Annotated in this window: 12 protein-coding genes and 1 riboswitch; of the genes, 10 read left to right on the top strand and 2 right to left on the bottom strand. The window is 62.5% G+C overall.

Going from position 1 to position 15,973, the window contains the following annotated elements:
- Window positions 1–196: 196 nt before the first annotated feature.
- The 5 genes from GQ59_RS27850 (at window position 197) to GQ59_RS27830 (ending at window position 7,864) form a co-directional block, all read left to right on the top strand.
- Window positions 197–1,147: a phosphoribosylaminoimidazolesuccinocarboxamide synthase gene (locus tag GQ59_RS27850; RefSeq protein ID WP_037087588.1), complete on the top strand. Its 951-nt coding sequence runs from the start codon at window positions 197–199 to the stop codon at window positions 1,145–1,147.
- A gap of 44 nt (window positions 1,148–1,191) precedes the next feature.
- Complete coding sequence (locus GQ59_RS27845; RefSeq protein ID WP_037087586.1) at window positions 1,192–1,794, top strand: TetR family transcriptional regulator; 603 nt, start codon at window positions 1,192–1,194, stop codon at window positions 1,792–1,794.
- A 165-nt stretch (window positions 1,795–1,959) separates the two neighbouring features.
- Window positions 1,960–3,156: an efflux RND transporter periplasmic adaptor subunit gene (locus GQ59_RS27840; protein WP_037087585.1), complete on the top strand. Its 1,197-nt coding sequence runs from the start codon at window positions 1,960–1,962 to the stop codon at window positions 3,154–3,156.
- A 49-nt stretch (window positions 3,157–3,205) separates the two neighbouring features.
- Complete coding sequence (locus GQ59_RS27835) at window positions 3,206–6,304, top strand: efflux RND transporter permease subunit (RefSeq protein ID WP_037087583.1); 3,099 nt, start codon at window positions 3,206–3,208, stop codon at window positions 6,302–6,304.
- 132 nt (window positions 6,305–6,436) lie between these two features.
- On the top strand, window positions 6,437–7,864 hold the full coding sequence (locus GQ59_RS27830; RefSeq protein ID WP_037087581.1) for an efflux transporter outer membrane subunit: 1,428 nt from the start codon (window positions 6,437–6,439) through the stop codon (window positions 7,862–7,864).
- A gap of 88 nt (window positions 7,865–7,952) precedes the next feature.
- Here GQ59_RS27830 and efp read toward each other — a convergent pair whose 3' ends face one another.
- Window positions 7,953–8,522 carry an elongation factor P gene (gene efp, locus GQ59_RS27825; protein ID WP_037087579.1) on the bottom strand — a complete coding sequence of 190 codons (570 nt, stop codon included), beginning with the start codon at window positions 8,520–8,522 and terminating at the stop codon, window positions 7,953–7,955.
- A gap of 165 nt (window positions 8,523–8,687) precedes the next feature.
- Between efp and epmA the strand changes: the two genes are divergently transcribed.
- On the top strand, window positions 8,688–9,758 hold the full coding sequence (epmA, locus tag GQ59_RS27820; protein ID WP_037087577.1) for an EF-P lysine aminoacylase EpmA: 1,071 nt from the start codon (window positions 8,688–8,690) through the stop codon (window positions 9,756–9,758).
- Window positions 9,755–10,801, top strand: a complete 1,047-nt coding sequence (locus GQ59_RS27815; RefSeq protein WP_037087576.1) for a lysine-2,3-aminomutase-like protein — start codon at window positions 9,755–9,757, stop codon at window positions 10,799–10,801. The genes epmA and GQ59_RS27815 overlap by 4 nt, the downstream gene beginning before the upstream one ends.
- 550 nt (window positions 10,802–11,351) lie before the next feature.
- On the opposite strand, the gene thiC is transcribed toward GQ59_RS27815, so the two are convergent.
- Window positions 11,352–13,163 carry a phosphomethylpyrimidine synthase ThiC gene (gene thiC / locus GQ59_RS27810; protein ID WP_037087574.1) on the bottom strand — a complete coding sequence of 604 codons (1,812 nt, stop codon included), beginning with the start codon at window positions 13,161–13,163 and terminating at the stop codon, window positions 11,352–11,354.
- A 99-nt stretch (window positions 13,164–13,262) separates the two neighbouring features.
- A riboswitch (TPP riboswitch) is annotated at window positions 13,263–13,395 on the bottom strand.
- Between the two features lie 179 nt (window positions 13,396–13,574).
- Between thiC and GQ59_RS27805 the strand changes: the two genes are divergently transcribed.
- Genes GQ59_RS27805 through GQ59_RS27795 form a run of 3 tightly spaced genes read left to right on the top strand, consistent with a single transcriptional unit; the run spans window position 13,575 to window position 15,970 of the window.
- Window positions 13,575–13,826, top strand: a complete 252-nt coding sequence (locus GQ59_RS27805) for an acyl carrier protein (RefSeq protein ID WP_037087609.1) — start codon at window positions 13,575–13,577, stop codon at window positions 13,824–13,826.
- Between the two features lies 1 nt (window position 13,827).
- Entirely contained in the window at window positions 13,828–15,009 is a 1,182-nt protein-coding gene (locus GQ59_RS27800) for an acyl-CoA dehydrogenase family protein (RefSeq protein WP_037087573.1), read from the top strand.
- 49 nt (window positions 15,010–15,058) lie between these two features.
- Window positions 15,059–15,970 (top strand): amino acid--[acyl-carrier-protein] ligase, encoded by a 912-nt coding sequence (locus tag GQ59_RS27795; protein ID WP_037087572.1) that lies wholly within the window; start codon window positions 15,059–15,061, stop codon window positions 15,968–15,970.
- Window positions 15,971–15,973 lie beyond the last annotated feature (3 nt).

The raw sequence follows: 15,973 nt of genomic DNA, 5'->3' as shown, positions 1-15,973 counted from the left end.
ACTGATTATAAACGATAATTTCCGAATTTCTGGAATCCTGGGGCGTTAATATTCGTTAACCGCTCTCCTTAAGGGGCTCTTCATCGACCGTGGAACCGGTTCCCCGGTGGAAACCGTCATTCCTTCCATTCTTGTGCCGCCGCGGCAAAACATGCGATACCACAATGCCCCCGAAACTCTCTGGAAAGTGGTCCCCGTGCGCGTTCTCTCCGATGCCTTCATTCCCGAATTGCCGAACCCCTATCGCGGCAAGGTGCGCGAGAACTACGATCTGCCGGACGGCAGCCGCATCATCATCGCAACCGATCGCCTCAGCGCTTTCGACCGCATCCTCACCGCGATCCCCGACAAGGGGCATGTCCTGACCCAGACCGCGCGCTACTGGTTCGAGGCGACGAAGGACATCTGCCCCAACCATGTGATCGCCTACCCGGATCCGAATGTGGTGATCGGCAAGCGGCTCGATATCCTGCCCGTCGAGATCGTCGTGCGCGGTTATCTTGCCGGCACGACGGGCACGTCGCTGCTCACCCTCTATAAGAAGGGAGAGCGGACCATGTACGGGCTCGATCTTCCGGACGGCCTCAAGGACAACGAAATCCTGCCAGCGCCGGTGATCACGCCCACCAGCAAGGCCTTCGACGGCGGTCACGACGAGCCCCTGACGCCGGGCGAGATCGTCGAGCAGGGACTTCTGTCCGCCGAACAGTGGGAGACCCTCTCCCGTTATGCGCTCGCGCTTTTTGCGCGCGGCCAGCAACTGGCGGCACAACGCGGCCTGATCCTCGTCGACACCAAATACGAATTCGGCACGGATGCCGACGGCACCATCATTCTCGCCGACGAGATCCACACGCCGGACAGCAGCCGCTATTGGATCGCCGACAGCTACGACGAGGCCTTCCGCAACGGCACGCGGCCGAAGAGTTTCGACAAGGATTTCATCCGCGCCTGGGTGGTCGAGCGTTGCGACCCTTATAAGGATGAGATCCCGGCGATCCCCGCCGAACTCGTCGAGGAGACCGCCAAGGTCTACCGCACGGCTTACGAGACGATCACCGGCGAGACTTTCGTGCCAGATACCAGCGGTGCGACCGTGCTCGACCGTATCCGCAGCAATTTGGCGCCCTATTTCAGCACGCGTTGAACAAATTGGCCGGAAAACCGATCCGGCATTGTAAAGAGGACAGAGTGCGCAGACCGAGACGCAAGGCGGAAGAAACCCGGGGCGATATCCTCAACACGGCAGAGATACTCTTCCGTGAACGGGGGATTGCCAAGTGTTCGATCGCCGACGTCGCCCATGCGCTGCATATGTCGCCCGCCAATATCTTCAAGCATTTCCATTCCAAGGCATCGTTGGCGGATGCCATCTGCGACCGGCATATCAGCCGCATGATCGGCCGGTTCGAGACGCTCGACGAGCCGGCCCCGGCGCCGGAGCGGCTGGCGATCGTCGTCCGCAAGCTGATGGAAGCACATCTCCAGGACCTCCGCGACAATCCCTTCCTGTTCGAGATGATCTTCCTGATGTCGGAGGCGGATCTCCCCAGCGGCCAGCATTACAAGCGGCTGATCGAGAACCTGTTCACCGATCTGATACGGCAGGGCGTGGAAAGCGGCGCCTACAAATGTACCGACCCGCAGGCGATCAGCCAGCATGTGGCGGCCGCCTTTGCGAGCGTGCTGCATCCGGTCCTTCTGGCCAAGGCCGGCGAGGCGGAATTGCATGACCGCTGCAATGGCCTTGCCAGGCTTGTGAATGCTGCGCTGCAAAATCCGCTTGCCAAGTGACGGTTTTATATTTACGTCACTTTCGCGAGCCTGGAACGCTGGTTGAACCTGCCTTTTCGACCCCCACTGTTCCGGCCGCCTAGGACGGGTTACTCTCCCCGCCTTCCGCCCCGGCACATCTGCCTGCCGAGGTGATCGCCCAGATGTTTTGCCTTGGATGACGCCATGACCGGACGCAAACTGATACTTTCCCTGCTTCTTTCCGCAGCACTTGCTGCCTGCAGCGATTCGGGCCAGAAGCCGGCCGGCAACGCCGCGGCAGGCGGCGCGCCGCAGCGCCCGCCGCAGCCGGTCAGCGTGGTGATCATGAAGAAGTCCGAGCAGCCGATCACGGCCGTGCTGCCGGGCCGGGCGGCACCCTTCCAGATCGCCGACATCCGCCCGCGCGTCACCGGGGAGATCAAGGAGATCGCCTTCAAGCAGGGCAATGAGGTCAAGGCCGGAGACCTTCTCTACAAGATCGAGGACAGCACCTATGCGGCCGAGGTCGCCCAGGCGAAGGCGACCGTCTCGAAGGCGGAAGCCAGCATCCCGAGTGCCCAGGCGAACCTTTCCCGCTATGAGCGGCTGGTCAACAGCGGTGCGACGCAGATCGAATATGAAAATGCGCGGGTGACCCTTCTTCAGGCGCAGGCGGATGTGGCTCAGGCCAATGCCGCGCTCAACGCCGCCCAGATCAATCTCGACCTGACCGAAATCCGGGCGCCCTTCGACGGCGTCACGTCGATCTCCAATGTCAGCATCGGCAATATCGTCACCGCCAACCAGACGACGGCGCTGACGACGCTCCGCCGCCTCGATCCGGTCTATATCGACCTCATCGATTCCAGCACCAATCTTCTTGAGCTGCGCTCGGCCATGGCATCCGGCCGCCTGAGCGGCGATCCGCGCAAGGCGGATATCCGCCTGGCTCTGGAAGACGGGACGGACTATCCCCTGACCGGCAAGCTCGACATGGCCGACATGGCCGTCAGCGAAACCACCGGCACCTATCAGATCCGCGCGCTGTTCGATAACCCCAACGACATGATCCTGCCGGGCACCTATGTGCGCGCCACGGTCACCCTCGGCAACGAGAGCGGTTACCTGATCCCGCAGCGCGCCGCGACGCGCAATGCCCGCGGCGAGCTTTCCGCCAAGTTCGTGACGGCGGACGGCAAGGTAGAGAGCCGCATCTTCCCGACCAGCAGCGTCTCGGGCAACAGCTGGCTTGTCACGCAGGGTGTTGCCGACGGCGATCGCCTGATCGTCGACGGCTTCCAGTGGATCGCCGATGGCGCCACGGTCCAGCCGGTCGAGGCGACGGTCGACGACAAGGGTTTCGTCGCCGAGGCGCCGAAACCAGCCGCTGCAAAGCCGTGAGGCCCCGGGCGGAAACGATCATGACGAAACGCGGCAAGGAATAATCTGAATGGCCAAGTTCTTTATCCGGCGACCGGTATTCGCCTGGGTCATCGCGATCGTCATCATGCTCGGCGGTGCGCTCGCCATCGCGACGCTCTCGATCTCGCAATATCCCGACATCGCGCCGACCACCGTCAGGATTACGGCAAGCTACAATGGTGCAAGCGCGGAAACCGTCGAGAAATCGGTGACGACGGTCATCGAGGACGGCATGACCGGCCTTGACGACCTTACCTATATGACGTCGTCCTCCTCGACCGGCCGCGCCACCGTCACGCTGACCTTCGGCAACAGCGTGCTTCCGGACATTGCCCAGGTGCAGGTGCAGAACAAGCTGCAGCTCGTGCAGTCGCAGCTGCCCGACGTCGTACAGCAGGCGGGCCTCGAGGTCGCCCGTTCGACCTCGAGCATCCTGATGGTCGGCGCCCTGGTTTCGACCGACAAGAAGCGAAGCTCCGTCGATCTCGGCGACCTGTTTTCCACGCAGATCGAGGATCAGGTCAAGCGCCTGGAAGGCGTCGGCAGCATCGACATCTTCGGGTCCGGTTACGCAATGCGGGTCTGGCTCGATCCCTACAAGCTGCAGAAATACCAGCTGACGCCCGCCGATGTGACATCGGCGATCCAGTCCCAGAACACCCAGGTTTCGGTCGGCGCCCTGGGCGGTCTTCCGGCCAGGCAGGAGCAGCAGCTTACGGTCACCATGACCGCGCAAAGCCAGCTGACGACGGTCGACGATTTCGAGCGGATCATCCTCAAGGTCGAACAGGACGGCGCGACGGTGCGGCTCAGCGATGTCGCCCGCGTCGAGATCGGCGAAGAGAGTTATGGCGGCGGCTCCCGCCAGAACGGCCTGCCGTCCACGGGTTTCGCCGTGAACCTCGCGACCGGCGCCAACGCTCTCGATACCGCCGCACGCGTCAGGGAGGCGCTGACCGCCATCGGACCCCATCTTCCGGACGGCGTGGAGATCACCTATCCCTACGACACGACGCCCTTCGTGCAGCTTTCGATCGAAAAGGTCGTCCACACGCTCATCGAAGCGATCATTCTCGTTTTCGTCGTCCTGCTCGTCTTCCTGCAAAATCTGCGGGCAACGCTGATCCCGATGATTGCGGTGCCCGTCGTCCTGCTCGGCACGTTCGGGGTCCTGGCGATAACCGGATATTCGATCAACACCCTGACGATGTTCGCCATGGTTCTGGCGATCGGCCTTCTCGTCGACGATGCCATCGTCGTCGTCGAGAATGTCGAGCGAATCATGGACGAAGAGGGCTTAGGTCCGCTCGAAGCGACCGAAAAGTCCATGGGCGAGATCACCGGCGCCATCATCGGCATTGCGCTGGTCCTGACGGCCGTGTTCATCCCGATGGCCTTTTTCGGCGGCTCGACCGGCATCATCTATCGCCAGTTCTCGATCACCATCGTATCGGCCATGCTGCTTTCGGCGCTGGTCGCCATCGTGCTGACGCCGGCGCTTTGCGCCACCATGCTGAAGCCGATCGACCATCACAAGAAAGGTCGCGGCATCGGCGCCCTGTTCAATCGTGGTTTCGACCGGTCCACGCGCGGATATGTCAGCACCATAGGGTATCTCCTGAAGCGCCCGTTCCGTGTGATGCTGGTGTTCCTGCTGGTGATCGGCGGCTGCGCCTGGCTTTTCACCAGGCTGCCGAATTCCTTCCTTCCGCAGGAAGACCAGGGCGTTCTGCTGACCATCATCCAGACGCCCGTCGGCGCCACCACGCCGCGCACCGACGAAGCGGTCAAGAAGGTCGAGGCCTATTTCCTCGAAAAGGAAAAGGACAATGTGGATGCTGTATTCGGCGTCCTCGGCTTCAGCTTCAGCGGAAGCGGCCAGAACAACGCGATCGTCTTCACCAAGCTCAAGGATTTCGCCGAGCGAACCAGGCCGGAGCAGTCCGCCGCAGCTATCGTCCAGCGGGCGAGCGGCTATTTCTTCAGCATCCGCGACGCGCAGGTCTTCGCGCTTCTGCCGCCGGCCATCCAGGGGCTTGGCACGTCGAGCGGTTTCTCCATGTATCTGGTCGACAGCGGCAATAACGGCAATGCGGCGCTGACCACGGCATCGCAGCAGCTCATTCAGGCCGGTACCGGCAATCCGAACATCAGTTCGCTGCGCAGCAGCACCCAGCGGTCCGAAACCCAGCTCAAGATCCTGCTCGACCAGGAAAAGCTGGGCGCGATGGGCGTCGACCTCGCTTCGGTCAACTCGATGTTGGCGACCATCTTCGCCGGACGCGACGTCAACGACTTCACCCTCAACAACGAGCTGAAGCCGGTCTATGTCCAGGGCGACGCGCCCTATCGAATGCAGCCGGACGACCTGAAACACTGGTTCGCCCGCAACAACGCCGGCGAGATGGTTCCCTTCTCCTCCTTCAGCACCGTACAGTGGATCAACGGCACCCCGCAGCTTGCGCGCTTCAACGGCACCAGCGCCATTCCTTTCGACGGCGCGGCCGGTCCCGGCGTCAGCACCGGCCAGGCCATGGACGAGATGCAGAGGCTGACGACCGCACTGCCTGGCGGCTATTCGGTTGCCTGGCAAGGTATTTCCTATCAGGAACGGCTGTCCGGCTCCCAGGCGCCCATGCTTTATGCGCTGTCGGTCCTGATCGTCTTCCTCTGCCTTGCGGCGCTTTATGAAAGCTGGTCGATCCCGTTCTCGGTCATATTGGCCGTGCCGATCGGCGTGCTCGGTGCGCTTTCCGCCGCGTATTTCTTCGGCCAGTCGAACGACGTCTACTTCAAGGTCGGGCTTCTGACGACGATCGGCCTGGCGGCCAAGAACGCCATTCTGATCGTCGAATTCGCCAAGGATCGTCAGGTCGGCGGGAAGAGCCTGATCGAGGCGACCCTTGAGGCCGCACGCCTGCGCCTGAGGCCGATCGTCATGACATCGCTCGCCTTCATCCTCGGCGTCGTGCCGCTGGCGATCGCGACCGGGGCCGGATCTGCCGCCCAGAATGCCATCGGCATCGGCGTGCTGGGTGGTATGCTTTCTGCAACACTTCTCGGAATTTTCTTCGTTCCGTCCTTCTTTGTTGTCGTTAGACGGTTATCAAAGCGTGAAAAAGAGTAGGATGTCGATTACGTTCGTTAACGTATTCGACCTTTAATGCCGTCAGAAGCTGTGCGAATCGCTGCTGACGGGACAATCGGAAGAGGCATGAGTGCTGACCTTCCACGCGTTGTAGGGCACTGGGACAGAAAAATGTTATCCATTCGTGTTGTCGCTCCTCTCACTATGCTGCTGCTTTCGGGCTGCGTCGTTGGTCCAGATCACAAGGCGCCGGAAATTGCTCTTCCGGGTAAATTTGCCGAAGCCGGCAAGACCAGCAACGGCGATGTTTCGCAGGTTGCCTGGTGGACCGCATTTAATGACAGCCGTCTGAACGGCTATGTAAATCAGGGGATCGGCCAGAACCTCGATATCCTCCAGGCTCTGGAACGGATCACTTCTGCCCAGGCCAACGTTACCGTCGCCGGCGCGGGCGCTCTCCCGTCGCTGGATCTCTCGGCTGCCAGCACGACCACCGGCATTCGTACCGAACCCGGTTCGTTCTCGCGGACGACCACGACGGCGGGCACTGCCGATGCGTCCTGGTTCCTCGATCTTTTCGGCCTCTACAGGCGCTCCAAGGAAAGTGCGCTCGCAAGCCTCGACGCCGCCTATGCCAGCGAAGACGTTGCACGTCTCTCGTTCCTGTCTCAGGTTGTCGCCGCCTATATCGACGTGCGCTACTATCAGGAGCGTATCGCGATTGCCCGCCGGAACCTCGATTCGCGGCGCGAAACGCTGAACCTCACCAAGCTCCAGCTGGATGCCGGCGCGGCCTCGCGCCTCGATGTCGTTCAGTCGGAAGGCCTGGTCAATTCGACGATCGCGGAAATTCCGGGCCTGGAAACGAGTTTCCGGGGTGCGGCCCACCGTGTCGCCACGCTTCTCGCCATGCCGGCATCGACGCTCGTTCCTGAACTGCAGAAAGGCGCCCGCCAGCCGGTCGCCCGCTTCAGCACCAAGGCCGGCGTCCCGGCAGACCTGATCCGCAACCGTCCGGACATCCGAGCCGCGGAACGGGAACTCGCATCGGCAGTCGCCCAGATCGGCGTCGCCGAGGCCCAGCTCTATCCGGCCATTACGCTCGGCGGCTCCATTTCTCCGAGATACAACGCCATTGCCGGCGGCCTCGATACCCGGGCCCTGACCTGGTCCTTCGGTCCGCAGCTGAGCCTGCCGATCTTCGACGGCGGCCGTCTGCGCGGCAACGTCAAGATCGCCGAATCCAGCGCCCGCGGAGAGTATCTTGCCTGGAAGCAGACGGTTTTGAACGCGGTCGAGGAAGTGGAAAATGCGCTGGCTGCAGTTTCCCGCGACAGCCGCACGGTTTCCGCACTTCAGGCAACTGTGAAGTCCTACGAAGAAGCCCTGCAGCTCGGCACCGCCAGCTATCGTGACGGCGCTTCCTCGCTGCTCGACGTTCTCGACGCCCAGCGTCAGGTCTCGACCGCTCAGTCGAACCTCGCTGCCGCCGTGCGTCAGATGGCACAGGACTACGTTTCGCTCAATGTGGCGATCGGCGGCGGCTACGCCTTCGGCAAGACCGATACAAGGGTCGCGTCCGTGGTCATCAAGAAGTAGGCTCCGCCTAAACATAACCGACAACAAAAAACCTCCGGAGCCAGCGCTTCGGAGGTTTTTTTATCACGCCCGGAAAGGTGGGGGACGATCAGTTCTTGGCGCGCTCGACGTAGGAATTGTCTTCGGTGGCGATCACGACGCGGGTGCCGGCATCGATATGCGGCGGAACCGCGGTGCGGATGCCATTCGACAGCATGGCCGGCTTGTAGGACGAGGAAGCCGTCTGGCCCTTGACGACCGGTTCGGTCTCGACGATCTCGAGCGTCACATGGCGCGGCAGCTGAAGAGCCAGAGCAATGCCTTCGTGCATGGAGAGAACGCAGGTCATGCCTTCCTGAAGATAGGCCTTCTGGTCGCCCATCGTATCCGCGTCCACCACGACCTGGTCGTAGTTTTCCGGGTTCATGAAGTGGAAGCCTTCGCCGTCTTCATAGAGGAACTGGTGGTTGACGTCCTCGACGAAGGCACGCTCGACCTGCTCGGTCGTCCGCCAGCGCTCGGACACCTTCACGCCGTCGACGATGCGGCGCATATTGACCTGCGTGACAGGCGTGCCCTTGCCGGGATGGAAGTTCTCGGCGGTGAGAACGACATAAAGCTTGCCGTCCACATCGATGACGTTGCCCTTGCGGACGGAAGAGGCGATGACCTTGACCATAGGATTCCTTGTGTAGCGAACCGGCTTGTAACTGCCGAAAATGCATCGTAGAGGACCGGGCGATAACCGTCCCGAAGGACGGATCGTCTGTTTTCCGGCCGGAACTACTCTAAAACCGCGCAAAGTGGAAGCCTTGCCGGGGAGAACCGGCGAAGAAAGCCGCAAATGAGCTCGTCGCGACCTGCCATATCCCGCTCGCCCTGGTGGATGCCGGCGAACCATGCCGACCGCCGGCCGTTCCTGATGGGCCGCAACGCGGTCCAGACGGCGTTGCGCCGGTTCTTCTTCGAGCGCGATTTCATCGAGGTCGATACGGCGACGCTCCAGGTTTCCCCGGGCAACGAGACACATCTGCATGCCTTCGCAACCGAAGCGATCGCCATCGATGGCGGCAGGGCGCCGCTCTATCTGCACACGTCGCCAGAATTTGCCGCCAAGAAGCTGATGGCCGCCGGCGAGAAGCGTATCTTCACCTTCGCGCATGTCTACCGCAACCGGGAACGCGGACCGCTGCACCATCCGGAATTCACCATGCTGGAATGGTACCGCGTCGGCGAAAGCTACGAACAGCTGATGGCCGATTGCGCCGAGATGCTGGCGCTGGCCGCCGATACCACCAGGACCGGGCGCTTTGCCTTCCGCGGGATGGAAGTCGATCCTTTCGCCGAACCGGAACGCCTGACGCTGGCTGAAGCCTTCGACCGGTTCGCCGGCATCGACCTACTCGCCTCCGTCACCCCCAACGGCGATACCGACCGGGACCTTCTGGCGGCCGGCCTGAAAAAAGCCGAGATTCGCTTTGCCGAAGACGACACCTGGGCAGACCTCTTCAGCAGGGTCCTGGTCGAGAAGATCGAGCCGCATCTCGGCCAGGACCGCGCGACGATCCTCCACGAATATCCCGTTTCCGAGGCAGCGCTGGCCCGGCCGTCCTCCCGTGATCCGCGCGTGGCTGAACGTTTCGAGCTTTATGCCTGCGGCGTCGAGCTCGCCAACGCCTTCGGCGAACTGACCGACGCCGGCGAGCAACGCCGCCGTTTCGAACACGAAATGTCTGAAAAGGCGCGCATCTACGGTGAACGTTATCCGCTCGACGAAGACTTTCTCGACGCGCTTTCGATCATGCCCGACGCAAGCGGCGCCGCACTTGGCTTCGACCGGCTCGCCATGCTGGCAACGGGTGCGACCCGCATCGAGCAGGTCATGTGGGCGCCGGTTGCGGAGGTGTTTGGATGACCGCACCGCGTTCACTGAAGACCGCCGATGATCTGGTATCCGCCGGACTGATCGAACCCGAAAAACTTGCCTCCATTCGCGCGGTGGCGGATCGTTATGCCATCGCCCTGACGCCGACCGTTGTTTCGCTCATCGACCGCGCAGACCGGCAGGATCCGATCGCCCGGCAATTCGTTCCCGATCCGGCCGAGCTGCTGACGACGCCGGAGGAGCGCGCCGACCCGATCGGCGATCAGGCGCATAGCCCGGTCAAGGGCATCGTTCACCGCTATCCGGACCGGGTGCTGCTGAAGGCCGTGCATATCTGCCCGGTCTATTGCCGCTTCTGCTTCCGCCGCGAGATGGTCGGGCCACAAGGCGACGGAACGCTGGCGCCCGAGGAACTGTCGGCGGCGCTCGCCTATATCCGCGAGCATTCGGAGATTTGGGAAGTGATCCTCACCGGCGGCGATCCGCTGGTCCTGTCTCCGAGGCGGCTTGCTGCCATCATGCGCGGCCTTGCCGAGATCCCCCATGTAAAGATCGTCCGCTTCCACACGCGGGTGCCCGTCGTCGAGCCGGACCGCATCGACACGGCAATGATCGCGGCACTGAAGGAAAGCTGCAAGGTGGTCTACATCGCGCTGCACGCCAACCATCCCAGCGAAATGACCGAGGCCGCCCGCGCCGCCTGCGCCCGCCTGATCGATGCCGGCTTGCCGATGGTGAGCCAGACGGTGCTCTTGCGCGGTGTCAACGACGATCCGGCGGTGCTTGGCGACCTGATGAAGGCTTTTGTCGAGACCCGGGTCAAGCCCTATTACCTGCACCATCCCGACCTTGCCCCGGGTACGAGCCACTTCCGGCTGGACATCGCCGAGGGCCAGAAGATCGTTTCGGCGCTTCGGGGCAACATTTCCGGCCTTTGCCAGCCCACCTATGTCCTGGATATCCCCGGCGGCCACGGCAAGGCCGCGATCGGCGAAAGCGCCCTGCGCGGCGAAGGCGGATGTTATTCCGTCAGCGATTTCCGCGGCGGCGAGCACGTATATCCTCCGAAATGACACGGGTTCTTGTTCACGCGGCGAAGTGCGCCCGTGGCTTGGCGTGGAACTGGAGAGCCCACACGAATGCGGAACCTCAATAGATTTAGTTAGGTGGCTCCGCATTCGCGTGGCCTTCGGCGTCTTGTCAGGGCTTCCGGCCCCTACAGGTGATCACCTCGCCTCGCTGCGTGGCTTCGTTCGCGATCTCCTTTCGGGAGATCCTGCCACTTGCACGGCTCAACCGAACCCGGCCCGGTGGCCAGGGGGAGGCTTGATAGGAAGGCTCGCCTTTCAGCGCACCCCTCCATGGCTTTCACCTCCCTGACCTTTCCTGCACGTTACAGGTCCAATCAGGGCGCCGGCCCCCGCCTGCCCGCGAACGTCTCGCGAAACACTCCGGCGACGGAAGCGGGGCAATTGTAGGCATGGGTTCAAAGGGCGAGGAAAAAGAGGGCGGTATTTTTCTGGCAAGGCTTTGAATTGCCTCGCTGGACTTCCTCTTCCCCGCCCGAGCGTATCCCCTCACGACGAATGAACTTGCCTCGTCATCGACGGGCGCAGGATCAACTCACCCCTTCTCGACCGGCATATAGAGGTCACCGCCGTCGCGATATTTCGCAGCCATGGCTTCCAGCCCCTCCTTCTGCGCCTCGGCGCGGATGTCATGCGAAATCCGCATCGAGCAGAACTTCGGGCCGCACATGGAGCAGAAATGCGCCACCTTGTGCGCCTCCTTCGGCAAGGTCTCATCATGGAAGGAACGCGCCGTTTCCGGATCGAGCGAGAGGTTGAACTGGTCCTCCCAACGGAACTCGAAGCGGGCGCGCGACAGCGCGTCGTCGCGAACCTGCGCCGCCGGATGGCCCTTGGCGAGATCGGCGGCATGCGCCGCGATCTTGTAGGTGATGACCCCCACCTTGACGTCGTTGCGGTCCGGCAGGCCGAGATGCTCCTTGGGCGTCACGTAGCAGAGCATGGCGGTGCCGAACCAGCCGATCATGGCAGCGCCTATGCCCGACGTGATGTGGTCGTAGCCCGGCGCGATATCGGTGGTCAGCGGCCCGAGGGTATAAAACGGAGCCTCGCCGCAGACCGCGAGCTGCTTGTCCATGTTGGCCTTGATCTTGTGCATCGGCACATGGCCGGGGCCTTCGATCATCACCTGGCAATCCTTCGCCCAGGCGATTTTCGTCAGCTCGCCGAGCGTGTCCAGCTCCGCGAACTGCGCCGCGTCGTTGGCGTCCGCGATCGAACCCGGGCGCAGACCGTCACCGAGCGAGAAGGAGACGTCGTAAGTGCGGCAGATATCGCAGATCTCCTCGAAATGCTCGTAGAGAAAACTCTCCCTGTGGTGGTGCAGGCACCACTTGGCCATGATCGAGCCGCCGCGGGAAACGATGCCGGTGACGCGATTGACGGTGAGCGGGATATAGGAAAGCCGCACGCCGGCATGGATGGTGAAATAGTCGACGCCCTGCTCGGCCTGTTCGATCAGCGTATCGCGATAAACCTCCCAGGTCAGGTCCTCGGCAATGCCGTTCACCTTTTCGAGCGCCTGGTAGAGCGGCACCGTGCCGATCGGCACCGGCGAATTGCGGATGATCCAGTCGCGGATATTGTGGATGTTGCGGCCGGTCGACAGGTCCATGACCGTATCGGCGCCCCAGCGGATCGCCCAGACCATCTTCTCGACCTCCTCGGCCATCGACGAGGTGACGGCCGAATTGCCGATATTGGCGTTGATCTTCACCAGGAAGTTCCGGCCGATGATCATCGGTTCGGATTCGGGATGGTTGATATTGGCGGGAATGATGGCCCGGCCTTCGGCGACTTCGCGTCGAACGAACTCGGGCGTCACGAAGTCCGGCACATGGGCGCCGAAACTTTCGCCGTCGCGGAGGAGCGGCTCGCTGGCCGCCTGCCGGCCGAGATTCTCGCGGATGGCGACGAACTCCATCTCCGGCGTGATGATGCCGGCCCGAGCATAGGCGAGCTGGGTGACGGCCCTGCCCGCTTTCGCCTTGAAGGGCTGGTTGCGGACCGGGAATTCCGGCGTGAGGTGGCTGCCGGACACGAAGCCGTTGTCCTCCGGCCTGACGATGCGGCCCTCATAGGCCTCGACATCGCCGCGGGCGGCAATCCAGTTTTCACGCAGGCGCGGCAGGCCGGCGTCGATGCTGATTGCGGCACCTTCCACCGTGTAGGGACCGGAGGAATCGTAGACGGTGACCGGCGGTTCGCCGGAGGTCGGATGCAATGCGATCTGACGCATCGGCACCCGGATGTCCGGATGGACCGTTCCAGCTTTCAGGACTTTCGTCGAGGCGGGAAGCGGACCGGTGGTGACGACCGGGGTGAGCTTGGTGGTTGCGATATTCATGGCTCGAGGCTCCAAGGTTTGACGTTTGGAGACCCAGTTCCAGTGTTGGAATGATGGAAAAACACCTCGGAATCCGAAGGACGGTTTCCCGTCCTCGCTGCCGCAGCGCCCGCACCGTCCCTACGCCAGTATGAACTGGATCAGGTTCAACGGGTCACTGCGCCTCGGCCGGCCAAAGCCGGTCCGACCAGCAGTATCTCAGCCCCTTGCCGGGACCCCCCTGGTGAATGGCACCATCAGAAGCCCGTGGGCCGTTGATGTCAAGCCGGGCCATGCCGGTGGCGATTGATCGGATTTTACGGAATCCCGCAGCCCTAACTTCACGACGTTTATTGCCGGAATCTTAGGCTTTCCTGCGTAGTAAAGTCGCCAGCCATGAACGCAGAATTCGAACGATCCGGAGACGTCGAGATGAACGAGACCATTCGCGAATTGCTCACGCGGGTAGGCGGCCTTCCGGTCGCCGTGACCGAGCTGGAAGACGGCGCCGATCTTTATGCGGCCGGCCTTTCCTCCTTTGCATCCGTACAACTGATGCTCGGCCTGGAAGAGGCCTTCGACATCGAGTTTCCGGACAGCCTCTTGAACCGCAAGTCCTTCGCCAGCATAGCCGCGGTCGAGCAGACGGTTTCGCATATCCTGAAAGCGCGCGAGGCCGCTTGAGATGAGCCTCCCCGCCTTTGCCGCCGACATGAGCCTGAGCGCCCGCGCTCAGCGCGTGGCAACCGTAGCGGCCGAATTTGCCGACCGCGTCGACCATGACGGCCGCTTCCCGCGCGAGGCGGTCGATGCCATGAAGGCCGAGCGCCTGATCGGCATCCAGATCCCCACCGCGTTCGGCGGCGAGGGCGCTTCGATCGCGGAGATCGCCGAGGTCTGCTCCATCCTGGGACAGGCCTGCGCCGCGAGCGCCATGGTTTTCGCCATGCACCAGATCAAGGTTTCGAGCCTCGTCGAGCACGGTGGCGACAGCGAATGGCATAGGGACTTCATGCGCGAGCTTGCCGGCCGCCAGCTTCTCGTCGCTTCCGCGACGACCGAGGGCGGCATCGGCGGCAATATGCGCAACTCCATCTGCGCCATCGAGGTCGATGGCGATACCTGCCGCCTGACGAAGGACGCGACGGTGATTTCCTACGGCGCCCACGCCGATGCGATCATGGTCACCTCGCGCTCCAACGAGAAGGCCGCACCGACCGACCAGGTCATGACCGTCTTCAAGCAAGGCCAGTATACCCTGCAGAAGACCGTCGACTGGGATACGCTCGGCATGCGCGGCACCTGCTCGGACGGTTTCCTCTTCAGGGGTGAAGCGCCGTCCATGCAGATCTTTCCGAAGCCGTTCGCCGAGATCGCGGCGCAATCGATGCTCGCCACCTCGCATCTCCTCTGGAGCGCGATGTGGTACGGGATCGCGGCCGATGCGGTATTGCGCGCCCAGGCCTTCGTGCGCGCCGCTGCCCGCAAGGCGGGTGGCACCCAGCCGCCCGGCGCGCTGAGGCTCGCCGAAGCCTCGAACCTGCTGCAGCTCCTCAAGGCCGGCATCCTCTCCGGCCTCAGGATCTACGCGGATGCCAAGGCCGATCACGACCAGTTGTCGTCCATGGCGTTTTCGATCGCCATGAACAACGTCAAGCTCGCTTCCTCCGAAACGATCCTGACCATCATCAACCAGGCGATGATCATCTGCGGCATCATGGGCTACAAGAACGGCACGCCCTACAGCCTCGGCCGGCATCTGCGCGACGCGCATTCCGCCCAGTTGATGATTTCCAACGACCGCATCCTCGGCAATACGTCGACCATGCTGCTCGTCCAGAAACCGGACACCAGCCTGCTCGGCTGACGCCCCGATCATTTCATATGTAAACCATTGAAAAGAATGAGGTAAAGCCATGGATATGCAAGTTTCCTTTCTCGACCGACTGTTCGATGCGGGCCTGCTGATCGAGACGGGCGTCGACGGACTGTATGGCCGCAGCGGCCAGTTCGAAGACGTCATCGCCGCCTTCGAACGCCTGATCGACAAGGTCGGAGGCGCCGACGGTGCAGAGGCCATGCGTTTCCCGCCCGGCATGAACCGTGCCTTTTTCGAGACCAGTGGCTACATGAAGAGCTTTCCGCAGCTTGCCGGGACGGTCCACTCGTTCTGCGGCAACGAACTTGACCACATGAGCCTCCTGAAATGCATGGAGGTCGGCGAGGAGGACTGGACCAAGGGCCAGGAAGCGACCGACATCGTGCTGACGCCGGCCGCCTGCTATCCGCTCTACCCGACCGTTGCGCGCCGCGGCAACCTGCCCGCCGGCGGCGGTCTCTTCGACCTGCAGAGCTACTGCTTCCGCCACGAGCCCTCCAAGGATCCGGCCCGCCAGCAGCTGTTCCGCATGCGCGAATATGTCTGCATGGGCACCGAGAGCCACGTCACCGATTTCCGCCAGCTGTGGATGGATCGCGGCGTCGAGATGATGAAGTCGGTCGGCCTCGATGTGACGATCGACATCGCCAACGACCCGTTCTTCGGCCGCGCCGGCAAGATGCTGGTCAACAACCAGCGCGACCAGAACCTGAAGTTCGAGCTCCTGATCCCGATCACCTCCGTCGCCAAGCCCACCGCCTGCATGAGCTTCAACTATCATCAGGACAGTTTCGGCCTGAAATGGGGCCTCAACCTGGAAGATGGCAGCGTTGCTCACACGGCCTGCGTCGGTTTCGGCCTCGAACGCATCGCGCTTGCGCTTTTCCACACCCACGGTCTGGACGTAAACGAGTGGCCGGGCTCCGTCCGCGCCACGCTCTGGGGCTGATCC

Source organism: Neorhizobium vignae (assembly GCF_000732195.1).
In the GTDB taxonomy this organism is placed as follows: domain Bacteria; phylum Pseudomonadota; class Alphaproteobacteria; order Rhizobiales; family Rhizobiaceae; genus Neorhizobium; species Neorhizobium vignae.
This window is presented reverse-complemented; position numbering and strand designations above follow the sequence as displayed.

Coding starts and splice junctions, on each gene's coding strand:
- GQ59_RS27830 (WP_037087581.1), top strand. CDS start 6,437: ATGTTATCCATTCGTGTTGTCGCTCCTCTCACTATGCTGCTGCTTTCG.
- efp (WP_037087579.1), bottom strand. CDS start 8,522: ATGGTCAAGGTCATCGCCTCTTCCGTCCGCAAGGGCAACGTCATCGAT.
- GQ59_RS27840 (WP_037087585.1), top strand. CDS start 1,960: ATGACCGGACGCAAACTGATACTTTCCCTGCTTCTTTCCGCAGCACTT.
- GQ59_RS27805 (WP_037087609.1), top strand. CDS start 13,575: ATGAACGAGACCATTCGCGAATTGCTCACGCGGGTAGGCGGCCTTCCG.
- GQ59_RS27815 (WP_037087576.1), top strand. CDS start 9,755: ATGACCGCACCGCGTTCACTGAAGACCGCCGATGATCTGGTATCCGCC.
- GQ59_RS27800 (WP_037087573.1), top strand. CDS start 13,828: ATGAGCCTCCCCGCCTTTGCCGCCGACATGAGCCTGAGCGCCCGCGCT.
- epmA (WP_037087577.1), top strand. CDS start 8,688: ATGAGCTCGTCGCGACCTGCCATATCCCGCTCGCCCTGGTGGATGCCG.
- GQ59_RS27795 (WP_037087572.1), top strand. CDS start 15,059: ATGGATATGCAAGTTTCCTTTCTCGACCGACTGTTCGATGCGGGCCTG.
- GQ59_RS27835 (WP_037087583.1), top strand. CDS start 3,206: ATGGCCAAGTTCTTTATCCGGCGACCGGTATTCGCCTGGGTCATCGCG.
- thiC (WP_037087574.1), bottom strand. CDS start 13,163: ATGAATATCGCAACCACCAAGCTCACCCCGGTCGTCACCACCGGTCCG.